We start from the raw sequence: 20,146 nt of genomic DNA, 5'->3' as shown, positions 1-20,146 counted from the left end.
AGAGAACCCATCCATGTTTTACCAAATCATTTCGTTTGTGCTGGACGTTGCGGCCGGTCTGCTGGGCGGTGCTTTTCTGCTGCGCGCCTATATGCAGTACCAGAAAGTCCCGTTCAAGAATCCGGTCGGCCAGTTTGTGTTTGCGCTCACTGACTGGCTGGTCCTGCCGTTGCGGCGGGTGCTTCCCGCCATCGGCAAGGTGGATACGGCCAGTGTGGTCGGCGTGTTCCTGGTGGAGCTCGCGCAGTTCTCGATCCTCTGGCTGCTCACGCGGCTGGGCGGGCTCGAGATGCTGCCTGTGCTCGCCCTGTTTGGCGTGGTGCGGCTGATCATTTCGCTCCTCACGGGCCTGGTCATCGTCCACGCCATCCTGTCATGGGTTCGCGCCGATTCGCCGATCGTGGACATCATCGACCGGCTTTGCGCGCCCCTGCTTCGCCCGTTCAGGAAATTGATCCCGCTGGTGGGCGGGATTGACCTGTCGCCGCTGGCGCTTCTGGTGCTGTTGCAGGTCGCCGCAATTGCGTTGGCGTACCTGCAGGCCGCCGTCCTGCGCTGAGGCGAATCAGTCCACCGCGTCGGCGGGCTGGCGCTGCAGCATGGCGAGTGTGCTCGCCACGGTCTTGCGCAGTTCGCGCCGATCGCAGATGAAGTCGACGGCGCCCTTGGTCTGCAGGAACTCGGCGCGCTGGAAGCCTTCGGGCAGGGTGACCCGCACCGTGGACTCGATCACGCGCGGACCCGCAAAGCCGATGAGCGCCTTGGGCTCCGCGATCACGACATCGCCAACAAACGCAAAGCCTGCACTCACACCGCCCATCGTCGGGTCGGTGAGCACGCTGATGTAGGGCAGGCCCTTCTTGGCCAGCCGGGTCAGGGCCGCATTGGTCTTGGCCATCTGCATCAGGGACAACAGGCCTTCCTGCATCCGCGCCCCACCGGTTGCGGTGAAGCACAGGAAGGGCACTTTCTGTTCGATCGCCGCTTCGACGCCGCGCACAAAACGCTCGCCGACGACGCTGCCCATGCTGCCGCCCATGAAGTCGAATTCAAACGCGGCTGCCACCAGGCTGATGCTGTGCACCGCCCCGCCCATGACGACCAGGGCATCGGTCTCGCCGGTGTTTTCCAGGGCTTCTTTCAGGCGCTCGGGGTACTTGCGGCTGTCCTTGAACTTGAGCGCATCGACCGGCAGCACTTCCTGCCCGATTTCGTAGCGGCCCTCGGCATCGAGGAAGCCATTGAGCCGACCACGCGCGCCGATGCGGTGGTGGTGGCTGCAGGTGGGGCAGACGTTCTGGTTTTGTTCCAGGTCGGTCTTGTACAGCACGGTTTCGCAGCTCGGGCACTTGACCCAGACGCCCTCGGGCACCTGGCGGCGGTCAGCGGGATCCGTCTGCTGGATCTTGGGCGGAAGCAGTTTTTCGAGCCAGCTCATGGGTGGGAGACTCCTCGTGAATCGTTCATCATACGTCCAGCGCGAGCCGGATCTGTTGCAGGAAGCTGGAGACGACAGGCGCCACGTTCTCGCGCGGTTCGTTCTCGATCAGCTGGATGATCTTGGTGCCGATGACTACTGCATCGGCCACCTTGCCGATGGCCTGCGCGGTCGCGGCGTCGCGAATGCCAAAACCAACGCCCACCGGGATTTTGACGTGTTCGCGAATGCGCGGCAGCATCAGCTCGACAGCACCTGCATCGGCGCTCGCCGCACCCGTCACGCCCTTGAGCGACACGTAATAGACATAGCCACTGGCCACTTTGGCGACCAGCGCGATGCGCTCATCGGTGCTGGTGGGTGCCAGCAGGAAGATGAGGTCCATGCCGTTGCTGCGCAGTTTCGCGGCGAACTCCTCGCATTCTTCCGGCGGGTAGTCGACGACCAGGATGCCATCCACGCCGGCTTGCGACGCATCGCGGATGAATGCGTCCTTGCCGCGCATCAGGTCGTAGCGTTCCAGCGGATTGGCATAGCCCATCAGCACGACGGGCGTGACGTTGTCCTGCGCGCGAAAGTCCTTGACCATCGCGAGCACCTGCGCCGTGCCGATGCCGAAGGTCAGCGCCTTTTCGCCGGCCTTCTGGATGACGGGGCCGTCTGCCATCGGGTCGGAAAACGGCACGCCGAGTTCGATGATGTCGGCGCCTGCCGAGACCATCGCGTGCATCAGCTCGGGCGTGATGTCGGCGTAGGGGAATCCGGCCGTGACGTATGGAATGAGCGCCTTGCGGCCCGCGGCCTTGAGCGCCTGCATTTTCGGTGCGATGCGGCTCATGGCTGCGCTCCCTTGACCTTCATGCCGCGCATGGAAGGCCGGTCGTAGAACTCGACACCTGCGAGGTCGGCCACCGTGCCGATGTCCTTGTCGCCACGGCCCGAGAGGTTGACCAGGATCTTCTGGTCGGGCTTCATGGTTTTGGCGAGCTTCATCGCATACGCGATCGCATGGCTGGATTCGAGCGCGGGGATGATGCCTTCGGTGCGGCACAGGTAGTGGAACGCTTCGAGCGCTTCCTTGTCGGTGATGCCGACGTACTCCGCGCGTCCGATGTCCTTGAGCCAGGCGTGCTCGGGACCGACGCCCGGGTAGTCGAGGCCCGCGCTCACGCTGTGCGTTTCGGTGATCTGGCCGTTGTCGTCCTGAAGGATGTAGGTTCGGTTGCCGTGCAGCACGCCAGGGCTGCCACGTTGCAGTGACGCCGAATGCTTGCCGCTGTCCAGACCCTCGCCTGCAGCTTCAACGCCGATGAGGCGCGTGTTCTCGTGCGGGATGTACGGATGGAAGATGCCCATCGCATTGCTGCCGCCGCCCACGCAGGCAACGACGGCATCGGGTTGGCTGCCGGCGAGTTCGGGCATCTGCGTGAGGCACTCGTTGCCGATCACGCTCTGGAAGTCGCGCACCATCATCGGATAGGGGTGCGGACCCGCCACGGTGCCGATGATGTAGAAAGTGTTTTCGACGTTGGTCACCCAGTCGCGCATGGCTTCGTTGAGCGCGTCCTTCAAGGTGCGGCTGCCGGAGGTGACCGGAACCACCGTCGCGCCGAGCAGGTTCATGCGATAGACGTTGGGGCTTTGCCGCCGCACATCCTCGATGCCCATGTAAACGATGCACTCGAGGCCGTAGCGTGCGCAGATCGTGGCCGTGGCCACGCCGTGCTGGCCTGCGCCCGTTTCGGCAATCACACGGGGCTTGCCCATGCGGCGTGCCAGCAGCGCCTGGCCGATCACGTTGTTGATCTTGTGGGCGCCGGTGTGATTCAAGTCTTCGCGCTTGAGGTAGATCTGTGCGCCGCCCTGCTCACGGCTCATTCGGGCTGCGTGATAGACCGGCGAGGGGCGACCGACAAAGTGCTTGAGCTCGTAGCGAAACTCTTCCAGGAACTCAGGGTCGTTCTGGTACCTGGCATAGGCCGCGCGCAGCTCGTTGATCGCGTGAGTCAGCGTCTCGCTGACGAAGCTGCCGCCGTAGGGGCCGAAGTGCCCGGTGATGTCAGGTTGTTGATAGGAGGCCATGGGTGCTCTTTGCAAGGAGAACGTCGGCGGCACGCACGGCCGCGACGAACCGATTGATCTTTTCCGGGTCTTTCAGGCCTTTGTTGCCAGGGCCGTCCAGTTCGACACCGGAGCTCACATCGACGGCCAGCGATTTACAGCGCGGCCGGACCTGCAAGATGCCATCGCCCGCGTTTGCAGGCGTCAACCCACCAGACAAGACGAGGTGAACGTTGACGTTTGCGGGCAGCTGTGACCAATTGAATGTTTTCCCGGCACCGCCGTATCCCTCGACATGGGCGTCGAGAAGGATCGCTCTTGCGCGGCGGTAATCCGATGCGAATTTTAGCAAGTCGAAAGGCGTGTCATCCAGAGGGATTCTTGCGGCCCGAATATAGGCGAGCCTGCCATGGCCGATGGACTCCTCGCACAGTTCGGGGGTCTCGTCGCCGTGGAACTGGGCCAGGCATCCGGGCACCCGTGCGCATGCTTCCAGAACGGTTTTCGGTGTTTCGTTGACGAAGAGAAGCACCGGCGTGATGAAGGGTGGCAGCCGGCGCGCGAGTTCTGCGGCGCGACCCGGCGAGATGAATCGCGGGCTCTTCGGATACATCACGAAGCCGACCGCATCGGCGCCGGCTTCAACCGCGGCGTCGATGTCCTGTTCGCGTGTCAGGCCGCAGATCTTGATACGGGTGCGGGGCAATGGTGCAGTGCTCATGGCAGTCCATCATACGCAGCAGTGCGATCGGGAAGCCCCCACTCCGGTGCGTACACCGGCCCCAGAAAATACAGTCCGTCCGGCGAGAACGTCGGCGCGGCGGCGTCGCGGTCGCGCGCTGCCAGCACCTGCGCCATCCACCCGGGTGGCTGCATCCCCTGGCCGATCTGCAACAGGCATCCCATGATGTTGCGGATCATGTGATGCAGGAACGCATTGGCCTCGAAGTCGAAACGCCAGTAAGCGCCACGACGCGAGATGTCGATCCGCTTCATGGTCTTGACCGGCGAGAGCGCCTGGCAGGCCGATGCCCTGAAAGAAGTGAAATCGTGCTCGCCCATCAGGATTGCTGCTGCCTCGCGCATGGCGGCCTCATCGAGCGGCCGATAAACCCAGCCGGTCCGACCTGAATCAATGCTGGGCCGCACCGGGGATTCGAGCACGACATAGGCGTAGCGCCGCGACAGAGCGCTTGCGCGGCAATGAAAAGCGTCGGGGACCGGGCGCGCCCATTGCACGGCGATGTCGTGCGGCAGGAAGCGATTGGTTCCGCGAATCCACGAGAACTCGTCTCGCTCGATTTCCGTGTCGAAATGGACGACCTGCATCAGGCCGTGCACGCCGGCATCGGTGCGTCCGGCGCATACGGTGGAAATGCGTTGCACGGCGAATTGGCCAAGCGCCTTTTCGAGCTTGTCCTGAACGGTCAAACCCGACAACTGGCTCTGCCAGCCCTGATAGGCCTGGCCGTTGTAGCTGATACCCAGTGCCAGCCTCATGGCAGGCCCGTCAAGCAGCGGATGAGGCGCGAGCGCCCCTTCAGCTGATTTCCGCCAGGAATCGCTGGGCGCGATTCTTCAGGTCGCCGGTGGCCTCGGCGACAACTTCTTCAGCGAGGCTGCGAGCGCCTTCGGGGTCGCCGATGGCATTGAACTCTTCAGCAAGCGCCAGCTTGGTTGCCAGCGGATCGTTGGCGCTGTTGTCGGCACCCAGTGGTGAGCCTGCGGTGCTGACCGGGGCATCGTCATTTTCCGCGCCCTGCGTGTCAGGACCCAGGTCAAGGGAAAGCGCGCCCAGGTCGAACTCGATCATGCCGGTGTCAGTTGCAGGCGGCTTTGCCACTGCAACCGGTGCAGGTGCCGGCTTGGGGGGTTCAGTCGTGAAGCTCAGGCTGTTCGGGTCCAGCATGAGGTCAGGGGCATCGAGCCGAACGGTTTCTGTCTGTGAGACTGGGGCAGGCGTGTTCACGGGAGGAGCGTTGAGCGACACGGGCTCGTCTCCAAAGTCCATGTCCAGGGCAGGTGCCTGCTGCGCTACCGCCGGTATCGCCTGGGTGCGCTCGTCACTCGAGGCAGTCAGCGGTGCCGCCGTACTGCCCTGCACAGGATCGTCAAGCGAGAAATCGAGGTCGAGATCAAAGTCGGGTGCTGGCTGCGGTTGCGCCGCCGGCAGATGCGCCGAAGCCATCGGTTGGGTGGAGGCGCTGAACGCCTGCGTCGCCATCGAGGAACTCGGGATACCCACTGCTGAAGGGCTTCCACCTGGGCGATAAAGCGCGTTTGAGGGATCGAGTTCCTTGCCGAGTTCACAGATGTGTTCCCACTCGGGACCTTCACCGTGCGTCAGGCCATGGGCCTCAGTCGCCACCTGTTCGAACGCCTTGCCGTCGCGGCGCTTGGAGTAGATCTCGAGCAGCTTGCTATGGATGGCGACGCGCTGGGGCTGCGTGCGCATTGCCTCCTTGAGTATTTCCTCGGCCTGAAGGTCGCGGCCATAAGCCAGGTACACATCGGCTTCGGCAACGGGATCGACATCGCCGGCCGCATCAAGCTGGCTGGGCGAATAAACCATCGAAGAACCGGTGGCTCCGCCTTCATTCGTGTCGATGCGCTGACCGCCACTGGCGCCGAAGAATGAATCGGGCTGCAGGCGGCTTTCCAGGAACGAGCTGTCGACTTGTGTGGACTTCTTGCGCTGTTGTGCGCGATAGATTCCGAAGCCCAGCAAGAGTGCCAGGATGCCGCCCAGCGTCGCTGGCACGATCGGGTTCTCGAGCATGTCGTCGATGAGGCTGGTCTCGACGGGAGCGGGAGCCGGTGGCTTGGTCGGTACAACGGGCTTTGCAGCAGAAGCGGACGCGTTGGTCGCGGAAGCAGGGGATGCTGCTGCGGCCGCAGAACTTGCAGGCGCGCTGGCTCCAGGCGCGAGGGCCGCTGCGGTGGTCGCCGAAGGTGTCGCCGGCGCTGCAGCCGAGGATGCGGCAGCAGCCGGGACTGGCGTTACCGCTGTCGTGGCAGGTCCCGATGCGGGCCTGGCCGCCGATGCGGAAGCGATGACCGGGGTGGCAACTGCTGCAGACGCGGGTCTTGCGGCAGCGGCCGCCGATGCGGCGATCGTGGCCGCAGCAGGGACCGGCACTGGCGCCGGCGTTGGAGCAATCGAAGGCGGCGCTGCCACCGGGCGAGCGGCACTGGCGACCGCAGCGGGTGCGGTCGCGGAAGCCGGACGCGCGGCACTGGCTGTGCCGACGGGTGTTCCCAGCGGAAGCGCAACGCCCGGACGGGCGGCACTTGCACCGGAGCCCGCAGGGGCGCTGGCCGTGCCCACCCGGTTCAGGTCGGCAATGTTCTTGTTCAGCTCTGCAACACGCGAGGCGGAATCCTGGGCGGCGCGATCGCGTGCGATCTTGTCTTCGGCAGCCCTGGCTTGCACCGAGCCCTTGGAAAGCTGCAACTTGTCGGGCGCAGTGGCACCGGGACGCTTTTCTTCGACCTGCGCCTGCACGCGACCGGTGGCCTGGCGGTCGGAGGTGGCGGCGCGAGTGGTCGGGGCACCTTCTGCCAGCTTGCGGCGGAATTCGTTGAAGTCACGGCTTTGCGCGACCAGTGTCTGGCGCGCTTCACCGGCAGGCACCAGGTTGGCCTCATCGCTGCCCGGCACATCCATCACGGCGCCAGCGCGCAGCCGGTTGATGTTGCCATTGATGAAGGCGTCAGGGTTGGCGCGCAGCAGGGCGACCAGCATCTGGTCCAGCGACACATTGGCCGGCTTGAACTGGGCTGCGATCTTGCCTGCGGTATCGCCGCTTTGAACGGTGACCTGCTTTTCGCTGCCGCCCACGCCAGCCGCGCGAGGTGGACGTGCAGTAGCGGCGCGTGGCTCGCTCGGTGCCCGGGCAACTGCCGCCCGGGCTGGCTGCGATGGTGCGGGAGACGCGGCGGCACGCGGTGCGGCCGCCGACGGGGAAGAAGGTGCGGGAGTGATCTGCGCAGCCAGCGGTGCAGCGGGTGCACGCATGCTCGGCGGATCGAACAGCATCGTGTAGTCGCGCACGATACGGCCAGCGGCCCATTGGGTTTCAAGGATCAGGTCGACAAAGGGCTCGTTGACGGGACGCGCGCTGACCAGACGCAGGAAGTGGCGCCCATCGGCGCGACGCTCCAGCGTGATCTTGAGGTTGGAAACGGTGGGGTTGTACTCGAGGCCGGCGGCGCGAAACGCCTCGGGGGACGCAACCGACGTGCGCAGCGACGCAAGCTCTTCCGCATTGATCTCAGGAATATCGATCTCGGCGCGCAGGGGCTCCCCCAATGCGGACTGAACCGTGATGCGACCCAAGCCCAGTGCGGATGCATCCGATGCCGAAAACCCCAGGAGCGCAGCCGCTGCAATTGCCAGAGCGGTGGCGCGCCATTTCGGCTTTTCGGTCGTTTTGTGCGCCCCCACTGCTCGGTCTGCAGGCAATATTTTTCTCATCATGCGGACATACGCCTCGACACTGAATTTGCTAAAAGGACCATAACATCAATGTCTTAGACTGACAAGCTGAGACATCTCTTAACTTCCCGCAGCATCCGCCTGAGCTTGCCGGGAGTCAAATTCGATGTTGTGATGTGACAACGGCCTGTAACTACACATTACAGGCCGTCGCGCAGTACGCGCACTTTGCGCGAGCGCTCAACCGGACGCGTGCATCGCGCGAACGCTCAACCGGACGCGCGCAAAGTGCGAACGCTCAAGTATCCAGCAAAATCCGCAGCATTCGACGCAGCGGCTCTGCAGCACCCCACAAGAGTTGGTCGCCAATCGTATAGGCGCCCACGTACTCTGGCCCCATCGCCAGCTTGCGGATACGTCCCACCGGAATGTCCATCGTCCCGGTCACTGCGACCGGCGTCAGGTGGCGCAACGTGGCTTCCTTGTTGTTCGGGACCACTTTGACCCAGTCGTTGTCGGCCGCGATCATCTGCTCGATGTCGGCGACCGGAACGTCCTTCCTGAGCTTGAAGGTTAGCGCCTGGCTGTGGCATCGCATCGAGCCCACGCGCACGCAGAATCCGTCGACAGGCACCGCCGGTGTTGCGAAGCCCTGACCCTGGCCCAGGATCTTGTTGGTTTCGGCACCGGCCTTCCATTCTTCTTTCGACATGCCATCGCCCAGATCCTTGTCGATCCAGGGAATCAGCGAGCCACCGAGCGGCACACCGAAGTTCTCTGTCTCGGCCGACGACATGGCGCGCTGGCGGGCCAGCACCTTGCGGTCGATTTCGAGGATGGCGGACTTCGGGTCGTCGAGCAGGGGGCGTACCTCTGAATTGAGCGTGCCGAACTGGGTGAGCAACTCGCGCATGTGCTGGGCGCCACCGCCCGATGCTGCCTGGTAGGTCATGCTCGACATCCACTCGACCAGACCCGCCTTGTAGAGTGCGCCGACACCCATGAGCATGCAACTCACGGTGCAGTTGCCGCCGATCCAGTTGCGCCAACCCTTTGCAAGCGCATTCTTGATGACCGGCATGTTCACCGGGTCAAGAATGATGACCGCATCGTCCTGCATCCGCAGCGTGGAGGCCGCATCGATCCAGTGGCCGTTCCAGCCGGCGGCCCTCAGCTTGGGGAATACCTCGGAGGTGTAGTCGCCGCCCTGGCAGGTGATGACGATGTCGCACTTCTTCAGTGCCTCGATGTCCATCGCATCCTTGAGCGTCGCTTCGTTCTTTGCCTGGGCGGGCGCTTTGCCGCCTGCATTGGAAGTCGAGAAGAAGACGGGCTCGATGAGGCCGAAGTCGCCTTCAACCTGCATGCGGTCCATCAGGACCGAGCCGACCATGCCGCGCCAGCCGACAAGGCCGACCAGGGGTTGTTGTCCGTTGTCAAATTTCATTTCTGCGCCTTTCAAAGTTGTGATTTCAAACCTTTGTTCCCCCGGCTCGCTCGGGCCGGGGTGGGCGCGACGAACCGGAGCTTATCTAGCCCTTGGTGGTCGTCTTGGTAATGGCGGAAAGAGCGGACACGACAGCGTCGCCCATTTCGCGCGTGCCAACCTTTTTCGTGCCCTGGGAGTAGATGTCCCCGGTACGCAACCCCGATGCAAGCACGTGCTTGACCGCGGACTCGATTCGGTCGGCGGCCTCGGGCTGGTTGAGTGAGAAGCGGAGCATCATGGCAACTGACAGGATTGTAGCCAATGGATTGGCGATTCCCTTGCCGGCGATGTCGGGCGCGCTGCCGTGCGACGGCTCGTACAGGCCCTGGCTGCTGGCGTTCAGGCTGGCCGATGGCAGCATGCCGATCGAGCCGGTCAACATCGATGCCTCATCGGACAGGATGTCGCCGAACATGTTGCCGGTGACGATCACATCGAACTTCTTGGGCTCTTTCACGAGCTGCATGGCTGCGTTGTCGACATACATATGGTCGAGCGCGACGTCGGGGTACTCCTTGCCGACACCGGTGACGACGTCCTTCCAGAACTGGAACGTCTCCAGCACGTTGGCCTTGTCCACGCTGGTCACCCGCTTGCTGCGCTTGCGGGCAGCTTCGAATGCAACGCGGGCGATGCGCTCGATCTCCGGGCGCGAGTAGCGCATCGTGTCGAAAGCCTCTTCGGCGCCGGGGAAGTTGCCATCGGGCGAAACGCGGCGGCCGCGCGGCTGCCCGAAATAGATATCGCCCGTCAGTTCGCGAATGATGAGGATGTCCAGGCCGGACACCAGCTCCGGTTTGAGGCTGGAAGCGGACACCAGTTCGTCATAGCAGATGGCCGGGCGGAAGTTGGCGAACAGGCCCAGGTTCTTGCGCAGGCCCAGCACGGCCTGCTCGGGGCGCAGCGGCCGCTCGAGCTTGTCGTACTTCCAGTCGCCCACAGCGCCGAACAGGACGGCATCCGACTCTTTTGCGAGCTTGAGCGTGGATTCGGGAAGCGGGTGGCCGTGCGCTTCATACGCGGCGCCACCGACCAGTGCGGTCTCAAGTTCGAATTTCAGATCGAGAACCTGGAGCACCTTGACGGCCTCGGCAACGATTTCGGTGCCAATGCCGTCACCCGGCAAAACTGCAATCTTCATGGGAGGAATCCTGGAACGGGAAAGTGATTAGCTGGCGAGCGTATGCGCGAGCCAGGGTTTCGTCGCAAGGCGCTCTGCCTCGAACGCCTTGATCTTGTCCGACTGGCGCAAGGTCAGGCCGATGTCGTCGAACCCGTTCATCAGGCAGTACTTGCGAAACGGTTGCACGTCGAATTCGAATGCACCGCCGTCGGGCTTGAGCACCAGTTGCCGGTCGAGGTCGACCGTGATTTCGTAGCCGGGGAATGCGAGCGTCGCGTCGAACAGCTCGCTGACGCGTGCCTCGCTGAGCACGATAGGCAGCAGGCCGTTCTTGAAGCAGTTGTTGAAAAAGATGTCGGCATAGCTCGGCGCGATGATGGCGCGGAAACCGTACTGGTCCAGTGCCCAGGGCGCATGTTCGCGCGACGACCCGCAGCCGAAGTTCTTGCGGGCGAGCAGGATCGATGCGCCTGCATATCGGGGCTGGTTCAGGACGAAATCGGGGTTGGGCCTGCGTGAAGCCGGGTCTTGCCCAGGCTCGCCCTGATCGAGGTACCGCCAGCCGTCAAACAGGTTCTGCCCGAAGCCCGTCTTGCGAATGGACTTGAGGAACTGCTTGGGAATGATCGCGTCGGTGTCGACGTTCTCGCGATCCATCGGGGCAACGAGGCCCTTGTGCACATTGAATTTTTGCATCGTTATTTCTTCCTGGCAGCGTCTTCGATCTTCTCGCCGGCTTTCTGCACGTCCTGGCCCACACCCTTGACGGTGTTGCAACCGGCGAGCAGGCAGGCAAATGAGAGGGCGATCAGGGTGGTGATGGTCTTCATGGTGGCTCCAGGCATGGTTGAGTCAGGAAGCGAATTGTCGAACATCTACAAAGTGGCCGTGAACCGCAGCAGCAGCAGCCATTGCGGGGCTGACCAGGTGCGTGCGTCCCCCCGCGCCTTGCCGTCCTTCGAAGTTTCGGTTGCTGGTCGATGCGCAGCGCTCACCCGGCTCGAGCCGGTCGGCATTCATCGCCAGGCACATGGAGCAGCCGGGTTCTCGCCACTCAAAACCGGCGGCCTTGAAAATCTCATGCAGGCCTTCGCGCTCGGCCTGTTCCTTGACGAGGCCGGAGCCGGGAACAACCATCGCGACCTTCACGTTCTTCGCAATCTTCTGGCCGAGCTTCTTGACCACCGCTGCCGCGTCACGCATGTCTTCGATGCGGCTGTTGGTGCAGGAACCGATGAACACCTTGTCGATGAAGATATCGTTCATCGGCTTGCCGGGTGCGAGGTCCATGTAGGCAAGTGCGCGTTCGATGGCGTCGCGTTTGCTCGGGTCTTTCTCCTTGTCCGGATCGGGCACGCGGCCATCGATGCCGACGACCATCTCGGGCGATGTTCCCCATGTCACCTGCGGGATGATGTCAGAGGCGTTGAGCTCGACCACCGTGTCGAACTTCGCATCGGGGTCGGACTTCAGGGTCTTCCAGTAGGCGACCGCGTGATCCCACTCGACGCCCGTCGGGGCAAGAGGGCGACCCTTGACGTAGTCCAGTGTCTTTTCGTCCACGGCCACCAGGCCCGCACGCGCACCGGCTTCGATTGCCATGTTGCACACCGTCATGCGACCTTCCATGGTGAGCGAGCGGATGGCCGAACCGGCGAATTCAATCGTGTAGCCCGTGCCGCCGGCCGTGCCGATGCGGCCGATGATGGCCAGCACGATGTCCTTGGCGGTGACGCCGGGGGCGAGCTTGCCCTCGACCCTGACCAGCAGGTTCTTCGCCTTCTTGGCCAACAGGGTTTGCGTGGCCATGACGTGTTCGACTTCGCTGGTGCCGATGCCGTGGGCGAGCGCACCGAATGCGCCGTGCGTGGACGTGTGCGAATCGCCGCAGACAACCGTCATGCCGGGCAATGTCGCGCCTTGCTCAGGCCCCATGACATGCACGATGCCCTGACGCTTCGAGAGGTACGGAAAGTACGCGGCCGAGCCGAACTGCGCCATGTTCTTGTCGAGCGTGGTGATCTGCTCCTTGCTGATCGGATCGTCGATGCCGTCGTAGCCGCGCTCCCAGCCGGTGGTGGGCGTGTTGTGGTCGGCCGTCGCGACGATGGAACTCACGCGCCAGACCTTGCGGCCCGCTTCACGCAGGCCTTCGAAGGCCTGCGGACTGGTGACTTCGTGCACCAGATGGCGGTCGATATAGAGGATGGACGTGCCATCTTCTTCGGTGTGGACGACGTGTTCGTCCCAGATCTTGTCGTAGAGGGTTCTTGCCATGGGGCTTGTCCAGTCTTTCAGCTTCAGCTTTTCGGAAAATTTTATGCTGCGAGGCGCATGTCCGCGTTCTGCGTCTGCGAGGACAGATGGTCTACGAGCAAGCGCGCGGTCACCGGCAGGGTGTCAAAGTCGCGCGCCACCAGGTCCAGGCTGCGTCGCGCCCACGCATCGGTGAGCTTCACGCACTCGAGTTCGCCGACGCCGTGCATCAACTCGAAAGCACGACGCGGCATCACGCCCACGCCCAGCCCGTTGTGGATCATGCGGCACATTGCATCGAGCCCGGTGACGTGGATGCGCAGCTTGATCGAGCGGCCGACAGCGGCCGCCGCATCATGCATCGCCATGGAGATCGAGCTGTTGGCGTGCAGCCCGACGTGGTCGAAGTCGAGCGTGTCGGCAAACGCGATGGACTTGCGACGAGACAGCGGATGTCGGCGCGGCACGATGAGCGCGAGTTCGTCCTGGCGATAGTGACGCGATTGCAAGCCGTGGTCGCTGCGCACGCTCGCGTTGCAGATGCCCAGATCGGCAGTGCCTTCCTGGACGGCACGCAGGATCTCGGTGGACAGGTGCTCTTCAAGGTCGATCTTGACCTGCGCGTGCTGGCCGATGAACGCGCCCAGGTCTTCGGGCAGGTACTGCACGATGGCCGAGATGCTGGCGTGAACCCGTACATGACCGCGCACGCCATCGGCGTATTCGGACAACTCGCCCTGCATCTTCTCCAGGCTGAACAACATCGAGCGTGCATGGTGCAGCAGGCTTTCGCCGGCGGGTGTCAGATCGACGCCGCGCGCGTGGCGATACAGCAGCGTCGTCTCGACGGTGGCTTCCAGATCGGACAGTCGCTTGCTCACTGCCGATGCCGCAATCGACTCCCGCTCCGCCGCGCGGCCGATGGAGCCGAGCTCGACCGCCGCTACAAACAGCTGCAGCGAGGTGAGGTCTATCCGTCGGGCGAAGGAACGTTCGGAGGGGCGCATGGGTGGGAGCAGTCGCGGATTGCGATGACTTATGGCATTTTCCCTGAATAGAGGTAAAAAAGCCATCGCGTTTGGAGATGACCCTCTTTCCCCCAGGATGGCTGTCGCTATTCGAGTTTGATGTTGGCGGCCTTGAGGATCGGCCCCCAGCGCTCGTATTCGGTGCGCAGCAGGGTCGCCGTCTGGGCGGGCGTGGTGACGAAGGGCTCGTAGCCCTGCTGGCGCAGCACCTGGCGAAACTCCGGCTCGGCAGCGATCTCAGCCATCGCCGTTTGCAGCTGCGCGACGACTTCTCTGGGCGTGCCGGCCGGCGCCATCACGACGAATCGAAGCGCGACGTGCACGTTCTTCAGGCCCGACTCCACCACCGTGGGCAGATTGGGCGCAAGGTCGCTGCGGGTTTCGGTCATCAGGGCCAGTGGCTTGATCTTGCCGGACTCGATGAACTGGCGCACTGCGCCGTAGGTGAACATGCCGATCTGCGCATGCCCTGCGAGCACGTCGTTCAGCGCGGGACCGCCGCCGCGATAGGTGGCCTGCCCGACGTTGATGGACGCCGTGCGAGCCAGCAGTTCCCACGCGAGGTGATGCGGCGAGCCCTGGCCGGGATTGGCAAAGTTGAGCGTGCCGGGTGACTTCCTGGCGAGTTCGATCAGTTCCTTCACGTTGTTCGCAGGCACGTTGTTGTTCACCGCCAGCACCAGCGGCGAACTGGCGAGATAGCCAACCGGCGCGAGGTCCTTGAAGACGTCGTAGCGCAGGTTGTTGTACAGGTGCTGGTAGATCGCGACGGCGTCGGTGTTGATCAGCAGCGTGTAGCCGTCAGCCTTGGCCTGCGCTACTTCGGCGGTGCCGATGTTGCTTCCGGCGCCGGTCTTGTTCTCGATCACGACGCTCTGGCCGAGCTTGGCGCGAAGCCGCTCGGACAGCGGCCTGGCGAGGCCGTCTGCGCCGCCGCCGGGCGGAAACGGAACGATCAGCTTGATCGGCTTCGAAGGGTAGGGCTGGCTGAAGGCCGGTGCGGCCAGGCCGCAAAGCGCCCCGGTTGCAACAACGACCTGGACCAGGCGCGTGAATGATTTTTGGATGGCGATCACTTTGTCTCCTTGCTTCATGAAATCAGCTGGCGGCGCGCAGCGCCTGCTTGCGCAGCCACGTGCTCGAACGCCCGCCCAGCGGACGCTGCAAGCGGTCCTGGGCGAACTGCACGGCCTCGAGCAACGCTGTGAGCTCGACGCCGGTGGCGAATCCGGCTTGATGCGCCATCAATGCGAGGTCTTCCGTTGCGAGGTTGCCCGCCGCACCGGGCGCGAAAGGACATCCACCGATCCCGCCCGCGCTCGCGTCGAATCGGCGCACGCCGGCTTCCAGCGCAGCCCATGCGTTGGCCACGCCCATGCCGCGTGTGTCGTGGAAGTGCGCGCCGACCTCATCGACAGGCAACACGCCCACGAGTTCGCGCAGCAGGTCGCGCACTTGCGCAGGCCCGGCCGCACCGATCGTGTCGGCGATCACCAGTTCGTCAGCCCTCGCTTCATGCAGCACAGCCGCCAGGCGAAGCACGGCCTCCACCGGTGTCTTTCCCTCGAAGGGGCACTCGAACGCAACGGCCAGATAGGCGCGTGTTCGCAAACCTGCTGCGCGAGCGGCTTGCAGCGTCTCGACACTCACCGCCGTGGCCTGCGCCAGAGTCATGTTGATGTTCTTCTGGTTCATCGTCTCGGTGGCTGAGAGCACTACCGCAATCTCTTTGGCGCCCGCAGCGCGTGCGCGTTCCAGGCCCTTGAGGTTGGGTACCAGGACCGAGACACGCAGTTGCGGCAAGGCCTGCGAAATCAGCGGCAGCAAATCAGCTGCATCGGCCATTTGCGGCACGGCCTTCGGCGACACGAAGCTTGTGGCTTCGACGCTCGTGACCCCGGCTCGAGCGAGCAGCCTGACAAATTCGAGCTTGTCCGCAGTCGACAGATGAATCGCCTGGTTCTGCAGGCCGTCGCGCGGCGAGACATCGGTGATGACGATGGATTCCATCGCGCTCAACCCACTGCGCCTGCGGTGCGCAGTTCATCGAGTTGTGCTTGCGAGTAGCCCAGCATCCCGCCCAGGATCTCGTCGGTCTGCGAGCCGAGCGCAGGCGGTGCGGTGTGCTCCATCTTCTTCGCGCCCGAAAGCTTGATCGGGTTGCCGGGCATGCGAATCGTCTCGCCGGTTGCCAGCGTGACGCTCGTCACCATGTCTCGTGCCTGCACTTGGGGATCGTTCATCGCCTGCTCGAAGTTGTTGACCGGCCCGCACGGAATGCGGGCTTCGCGCAGCTTCGCGAGCCAGTGCGCCGAGGGCATCGTGCGCAGCTTCTCGCCGACGATGGCGTCGATGCGGTCCTTCGCGGCGTAGCGCACGGGCTGCTTGCGCAATTCGGGATCGCGCAATGCGTCGATGTCGATGAACTCGGCGAATCGCTCGAAGAACGGATCGCCGATGCACGCAATGATGATGTGGCCGTCATGCGTCGGGTAGCAGTTGTAGGGCACATGCACGAAGTGGCCGTTGCCGATGCCGCCGGGGATGTTGCCGGACATGAGGTACATGGTGGCCATGTAGTTCAAGAGCGAGATCTGCACGTCGAGCATCGACACGTCCACATGCTGGCCGCGACCGGTGCGCTCACGTTCCGCAATGGCGGCCAGCACGCCCATCGCACCGAAGATGCCGCCGCCCAGATCGCCCATCGGAATGCCGCTTCGCATCGGGCCGGTCTCGGGCGATCCGGTGATCGACATGCCGCCGCCCATCGCCTGCACGACCTGATCGAAGGCCGGGCGCTGTGTGTCGGGGCCGGTCTGGCCGAAGCCGGTGACCGAGCAGGTGACGATGCGCGGATTGACCTGCGACAGCGTCTCGTAGTCGATGCCCAGGCGCTGCGTCACGCCCGCGCCGAAGTTGTCGAACACCACATCGGCGTGCCGCACCAGGTCCATGAAGACAGCGCGGCCCGCTTCGCTCTTCAGGTCGATGCAGACGCTTTGCTTGTTGCGGTTGAGCGTGAGGAAGTACGCGCCCATGCCGTCGCGTGAATACGCGGGGTCGTTTTCGAGCAGGCGACGCGTGCCTTCGCCGCTGCCGGGCGGCTCGACCTTGATCGTTCGGGCGCCCAGGTCGGCCAGCAGCATCGTCCCGTAAGGCCCGGAAAGCATATGGGTGAGGTCAAGGACGGTGATGTGTTCGAGGGCCATGCGCAAGTTCTCCGGTTCGGGTGAGGTGAACCATTGCAGCGTCCGTGCCAAGACCGCAGCGCTTGCAAGTCGTTGATTTCATTGAAGGCCGCTGCAGACGGGGTCAGGGTGCATGTCGCATGAAACACGCCGTGCGACACTGTGGGTTCCATGTCCAACGCCGCCCCATCCGCCACCCCATCCGCAAAAAAAACGGACCTGCCCCGCCTGTGCTTCATCAGTTACCCGCGCATTCGTGCGTTCGCGGCGCCGGTGCTGGAAGAATTTACCGACCGCGCGGTGATCGACGTGGTCGACGGCGTGTTCGAAGACGCGCTGGCCAATGCCAGGGAGCGCCTGCGGCGTGGCGCTGTCGACGCATTCGTGAGCGCCGGATCGAACGCGGCGATCCTGCGCGCGAACCTCAGCGCGCCCGTCGCGACCATCGAAGCCACGGGCTTCGACATCCTCCAGGCGCTGATCCGCGCCCGGCAGATTTCGCGCAAGGTTGGCGTGGTGACCTACGGCGCGACCATCACAGAGCTTGAAGAGGTCAAGCCGCTGCTGGACCTCGATGTTGCGCAGTACGCCTACCTCACGCCCGAAGACGCGAAGGACAAGTTCGAGCAGCTGCGCCGCGATGGTTACGGCGCAGTGGTCGGTTCCAGCCTGGTGGTGGATCTGGCGCAGGCAGTCGGCTTGCCGGCGCTGCTGGCGTACTCGCAGCGATCGGTGCGCAAAGGCTTCGAGGAGGCGCTTGAGCTGGCTCGCGTGGCAAGGATAGAGGCCGCCCGCTACGCACAACTGGAGAGCGTGCTCAGCAACATCCAGGAGGCAGTGGTTGCGGTCGACCGGGCGCACCGCATCATCGCCGTCAACGGTGCGATGCAACTGCTGCTGGGCCGCCCTCGCGCCGAGTTGAGTGGTGAGCGACTCGATGAGATCGCGCCCGAACTCGCGCTCACATCGGCACTGGAGCGAGGCAACGAGGATCGCGGCGTCGTGATGCGCTTTCGTGATCGCGACTGGGTAGCCAATCGCACGCCGATTCGCGAGGGCAGCAGCATCACGGGTGCGGCGCTCACGCTCTACGACGTGAAGTCGATCCAGGATGCGGACACCAGCGTGCGCATCCAGCAGCGCCGCCGGCAGCACGCGGCGCGGCATCGCTTCTCGGGCCTGATTGGCAGCAGTGAGCCGTTCCTTCGCGCGGTCAACACGGCGCGCAGGTACGCAGCCACGGACCTCACGGTGCTCATCGTGGGCGAGAGCGGCTCGGGCAAGGAGCTGTTCGCGCAGGCCATCCACAACGAAAGCCGTCGCCAGGGAAAGCCATTCGTGGCTGTGAACTGCGCTGCGTTCCCCGAGACCCTGCTGGAAAGCGAGCTCTTCGGCTACGAAGATGGCGCGTTCACGGGTTCGCGTCGCGGCGGCAAACGGGGCCTGATCGAAACCGCGCATACCGGCACGCTGTTCCTGGACGAAATTGGCGACATGCCGCAGTCGCTGCAGACGCGGCTTTTGCGCGTGCTGCAAGAGCGCGAGATCACGCGCCTGGGCGCGACCGCCGCGATTCCGGTCGATGTGCGGATCATTGCGGCCACGCATCAACCGCTGCAGGAGATGGTGAGCGAGCGGCGATTCCGGCAGGACTTGTACTACCGCATCAACACGCTGCGCATTGCATTGCCGCCGCTGCGGGAGCGGCCCGGCGATGTCGCAGTATTGGCGACGATGCTGCTGCGCAGGTCGCTGGAGCAGCAGGGATCGCGCCATCGCGCCGAAGTCGTGATCGAGCCATTGCTGCCGCTGCTGCAAGCCTATGCGTGGCCCGGCAATGTGCGCGAACTGGAGAACATCTGCGAGCGCCTGGCGGTGTTCGTGATCCAGTTCGACAGCGAATCGGCCATTGATCTTGCGCTGCTGCCTGAAGACTGCCCGGAGCTTTTTGAGCAGGCTCAGGTGCGAGTGCTGGGACAGGAGTTGCCGATGGCGCAACGCGTGGCGCAGGCGATGCGGCTTTCAGGCGGCAACCGCCAGGAGGCGGCGCGGCGTCTGGGCATCAGCCGCTCGACACTCTGGCGCTGGTTGCGCGCAGAGGGCGAGGTGGCGCAGGACGGTGACCCCGGCGAGGTTATTCAGCCCTGATGCCGACCTTCCTGATGATGCGGCCGTAGAAATCCAGATCGCGGCGCACGAGTGAACCGAGATCTTCTGGAGGTCCACCGGCAGGCTCGAACCCCTGGCCTTTCAACTGCTCGGCGATCTTCGGATTCTTCAGGGCCTTGTTGAGCGCGTCGTTGAGCGTCTTCACGATGGCAGGCGGCGTGCCTGCGGGTGCGAAGTACGCCAGCCAGCCGACCGCCTGAAAACCGGGCAGGCCCGATTCATTGAGCGTGGGCACATCAGGCAATTGCGACGAGCGCTTGAGGCCGCCGCTTCCGAGCGCCTTCACCTTGCCGCCCTTGATGAACGGCAAGGCGGTGGAGACGCTGATGAAAAACAGCTGCACTTCATCCATGCTCGTGGCGAGGATGCCCGGATTGCCGCCCTTGTAGGGCACGTGAACGATCTGCACGCCGGCCTGGTCCTTCAGGATTTCCATCGACAGATGCTGCGGCGAGCCGATGCCGGTCGATGCGTAGTTCAGGCCGTTGGGCTTGGCCTTGGCCAGCGCGATCGCTTCCCTGACGGTGGTGGCCGGCAGCTTGGGGCTTGCGAGCAACACGTTTTCCAGGGTGACGCCTACACCGATAGGGGCGAGGTCCTTGGTCACGTCGAACGGCACCTTGGCGTAGAGCGCGGGGTTGGTCGCAATCGACGATTGGTCCACCAGCAGCGTGTAGCCATCGGGCGCGGCCTGCGCTACCGCCGTGCCGGCGATCATGCCGGCAGCGCCGGTCTTGTTCTCGATCACCACGGATTGGCCCAGGATGCGGCCCATCTCGGCGCTCACGACCCGCGCGAACAGGTCGGTGCCGCCACCGGCTGCATACGGAACGATCACGCGGATCGGCTTGTCGGGGTACTGGCCCTGCGCCACGGCCGGCGCGGCCGCTGCGAAGGCCAGCGACAGGACGGCCAGAACAGAGCGACGGTTCATTCGGATTTTTTGCATGTGC

Annotated in this window: 18 protein-coding genes; 2 read left to right on the top strand and 16 right to left on the bottom strand. The window is 64.0% G+C overall.

The window, feature by feature from the left end:
- The first annotated feature begins 13 nt into the window (after positions 1-13).
- On the top strand, positions 14-559 hold the full coding sequence (locus tag AQ12_RS17160) for a YggT family protein (RefSeq protein WP_048441175.1): 546 nt from the start codon (positions 14-16) through the stop codon (positions 557-559).
- A gap of 6 nt (positions 560-565) precedes the next feature.
- Here AQ12_RS17160 and accD read toward each other — a convergent pair whose 3' ends face one another.
- The 15 genes from accD to AQ12_RS17085 all read right to left on the bottom strand — a co-directional run bounded on the left by accD (position 566) and on the right by AQ12_RS17085 (position 17,045).
- Positions 566-1,438: an acetyl-CoA carboxylase, carboxyltransferase subunit beta gene (gene accD / locus AQ12_RS17155; RefSeq protein ID WP_048441174.1), complete on the bottom strand. Its 873-nt coding sequence runs from the start codon at positions 1,436-1,438 to the stop codon at positions 566-568.
- Positions 1,439-1,466: 28 nt separating this feature from the next.
- Positions 1,467-2,276 (bottom strand): tryptophan synthase subunit alpha, encoded by an 810-nt coding sequence (trpA, locus tag AQ12_RS17150; RefSeq protein WP_048441173.1) that lies wholly within the window; start codon positions 2,274-2,276, stop codon positions 1,467-1,469.
- Entirely contained in the window at positions 2,273-3,520 is a 1,248-nt protein-coding gene (gene trpB / locus AQ12_RS17145) for a tryptophan synthase subunit beta (RefSeq protein ID WP_048441172.1), read from the bottom strand. The genes trpA and trpB overlap by 4 nt, the downstream gene beginning before the upstream one ends.
- Positions 3,498-4,220 carry a phosphoribosylanthranilate isomerase gene (locus tag AQ12_RS17140; protein ID WP_048441171.1) on the bottom strand — a complete coding sequence of 241 codons (723 nt, stop codon included), beginning with the start codon at positions 4,218-4,220 and terminating at the stop codon, positions 3,498-3,500. Before AQ12_RS17140 ends, trpB begins: the two co-directional genes overlap by 23 nt.
- On the bottom strand, positions 4,217-4,999 hold the full coding sequence (truA, locus tag AQ12_RS17135; protein ID WP_048441170.1) for a tRNA pseudouridine(38-40) synthase TruA: 783 nt from the start codon (positions 4,997-4,999) through the stop codon (positions 4,217-4,219). Before truA ends, AQ12_RS17140 begins: the two co-directional genes overlap by 4 nt.
- Positions 5,000-5,039: 40 nt before the next feature.
- Positions 5,040-7,946 carry a FimV/HubP family polar landmark protein gene (locus AQ12_RS17130; protein WP_238587751.1) on the bottom strand — a complete coding sequence of 969 codons (2,907 nt, stop codon included), beginning with the start codon at positions 7,944-7,946 and terminating at the stop codon, positions 5,040-5,042.
- Positions 7,947-8,235: 289 nt separating this feature from the next.
- Positions 8,236-9,384, bottom strand: coding sequence for an aspartate-semialdehyde dehydrogenase (gene asd / locus AQ12_RS17125; RefSeq protein ID WP_048441168.1), 1,149 nt, complete (start codon positions 9,382-9,384; stop codon positions 8,236-8,238).
- A gap of 85 nt (positions 9,385-9,469) precedes the next feature.
- A complete protein-coding gene (gene leuB / locus AQ12_RS17120; protein WP_048441167.1) occupies positions 9,470-10,567 on the bottom strand; it encodes a 3-isopropylmalate dehydrogenase in 1,098 nt (365 codons plus the stop codon).
- A 27-nt stretch (positions 10,568-10,594) separates the two neighbouring features.
- Complete coding sequence (gene leuD / locus AQ12_RS17115) at positions 10,595-11,245, bottom strand: 3-isopropylmalate dehydratase small subunit (protein WP_048441166.1); 651 nt, start codon at positions 11,243-11,245, stop codon at positions 10,595-10,597.
- Between the two features lie 2 nt (positions 11,246-11,247).
- On the bottom strand, positions 11,248-11,379 hold the full coding sequence (locus AQ12_RS17110; protein WP_048441165.1) for an entericidin A/B family lipoprotein: 132 nt from the start codon (positions 11,377-11,379) through the stop codon (positions 11,248-11,250).
- 22 nt (positions 11,380-11,401) lie between these two features.
- Positions 11,402-12,826, bottom strand: a complete 1,425-nt coding sequence (leuC, locus tag AQ12_RS17105; protein WP_048441164.1) for a 3-isopropylmalate dehydratase large subunit — start codon at positions 12,824-12,826, stop codon at positions 11,402-11,404.
- 41 nt (positions 12,827-12,867) lie between these two features.
- Positions 12,868-13,812 (bottom strand): LysR family transcriptional regulator, encoded by a 945-nt coding sequence (locus AQ12_RS17100; protein ID WP_048441163.1) that lies wholly within the window; start codon positions 13,810-13,812, stop codon positions 12,868-12,870.
- Positions 13,813-13,919: 107 nt separating this feature from the next.
- Complete coding sequence (locus AQ12_RS17095; protein ID WP_053076779.1) at positions 13,920-14,909, bottom strand: tripartite tricarboxylate transporter substrate binding protein; 990 nt, start codon at positions 14,907-14,909, stop codon at positions 13,920-13,922.
- 22 nt (positions 14,910-14,931) lie between these two features.
- Entirely contained in the window at positions 14,932-15,843 is a 912-nt protein-coding gene (locus tag AQ12_RS17090; RefSeq protein WP_152682847.1) for a hydroxymethylglutaryl-CoA lyase, read from the bottom strand.
- A 5-nt stretch (positions 15,844-15,848) separates the two neighbouring features.
- Positions 15,849-17,045, bottom strand: a complete 1,197-nt coding sequence (locus tag AQ12_RS17085; RefSeq protein ID WP_048441274.1) for a CaiB/BaiF CoA-transferase family protein — start codon at positions 17,043-17,045, stop codon at positions 15,849-15,851.
- A 150-nt stretch (positions 17,046-17,195) separates the two neighbouring features.
- Between AQ12_RS17085 and prpR the strand changes: the two genes are divergently transcribed.
- Positions 17,196-19,172, top strand: coding sequence for a propionate catabolism operon regulatory protein PrpR (gene prpR / locus AQ12_RS17080; RefSeq protein WP_048441161.1), 1,977 nt, complete (start codon positions 17,196-17,198; stop codon positions 19,170-19,172).
- Here prpR and AQ12_RS17075 read toward each other — a convergent pair.
- Complete coding sequence (locus AQ12_RS17075; protein WP_053076778.1) at positions 19,159-20,127, bottom strand: tripartite tricarboxylate transporter substrate binding protein; 969 nt, start codon at positions 20,125-20,127, stop codon at positions 19,159-19,161. The genes prpR and AQ12_RS17075 overlap by 14 nt on opposite strands.
- Between the last annotated feature and the right edge of the window lie 19 nt (positions 20,128-20,146).

This window comes from Caenimonas sp. SL110 (assembly GCF_001044395.1).
GTDB lineage: Bacteria > Pseudomonadota > Gammaproteobacteria > Burkholderiales > Burkholderiaceae_C > Ramlibacter.
This window is presented reverse-complemented; position numbering and strand designations above follow the sequence as displayed.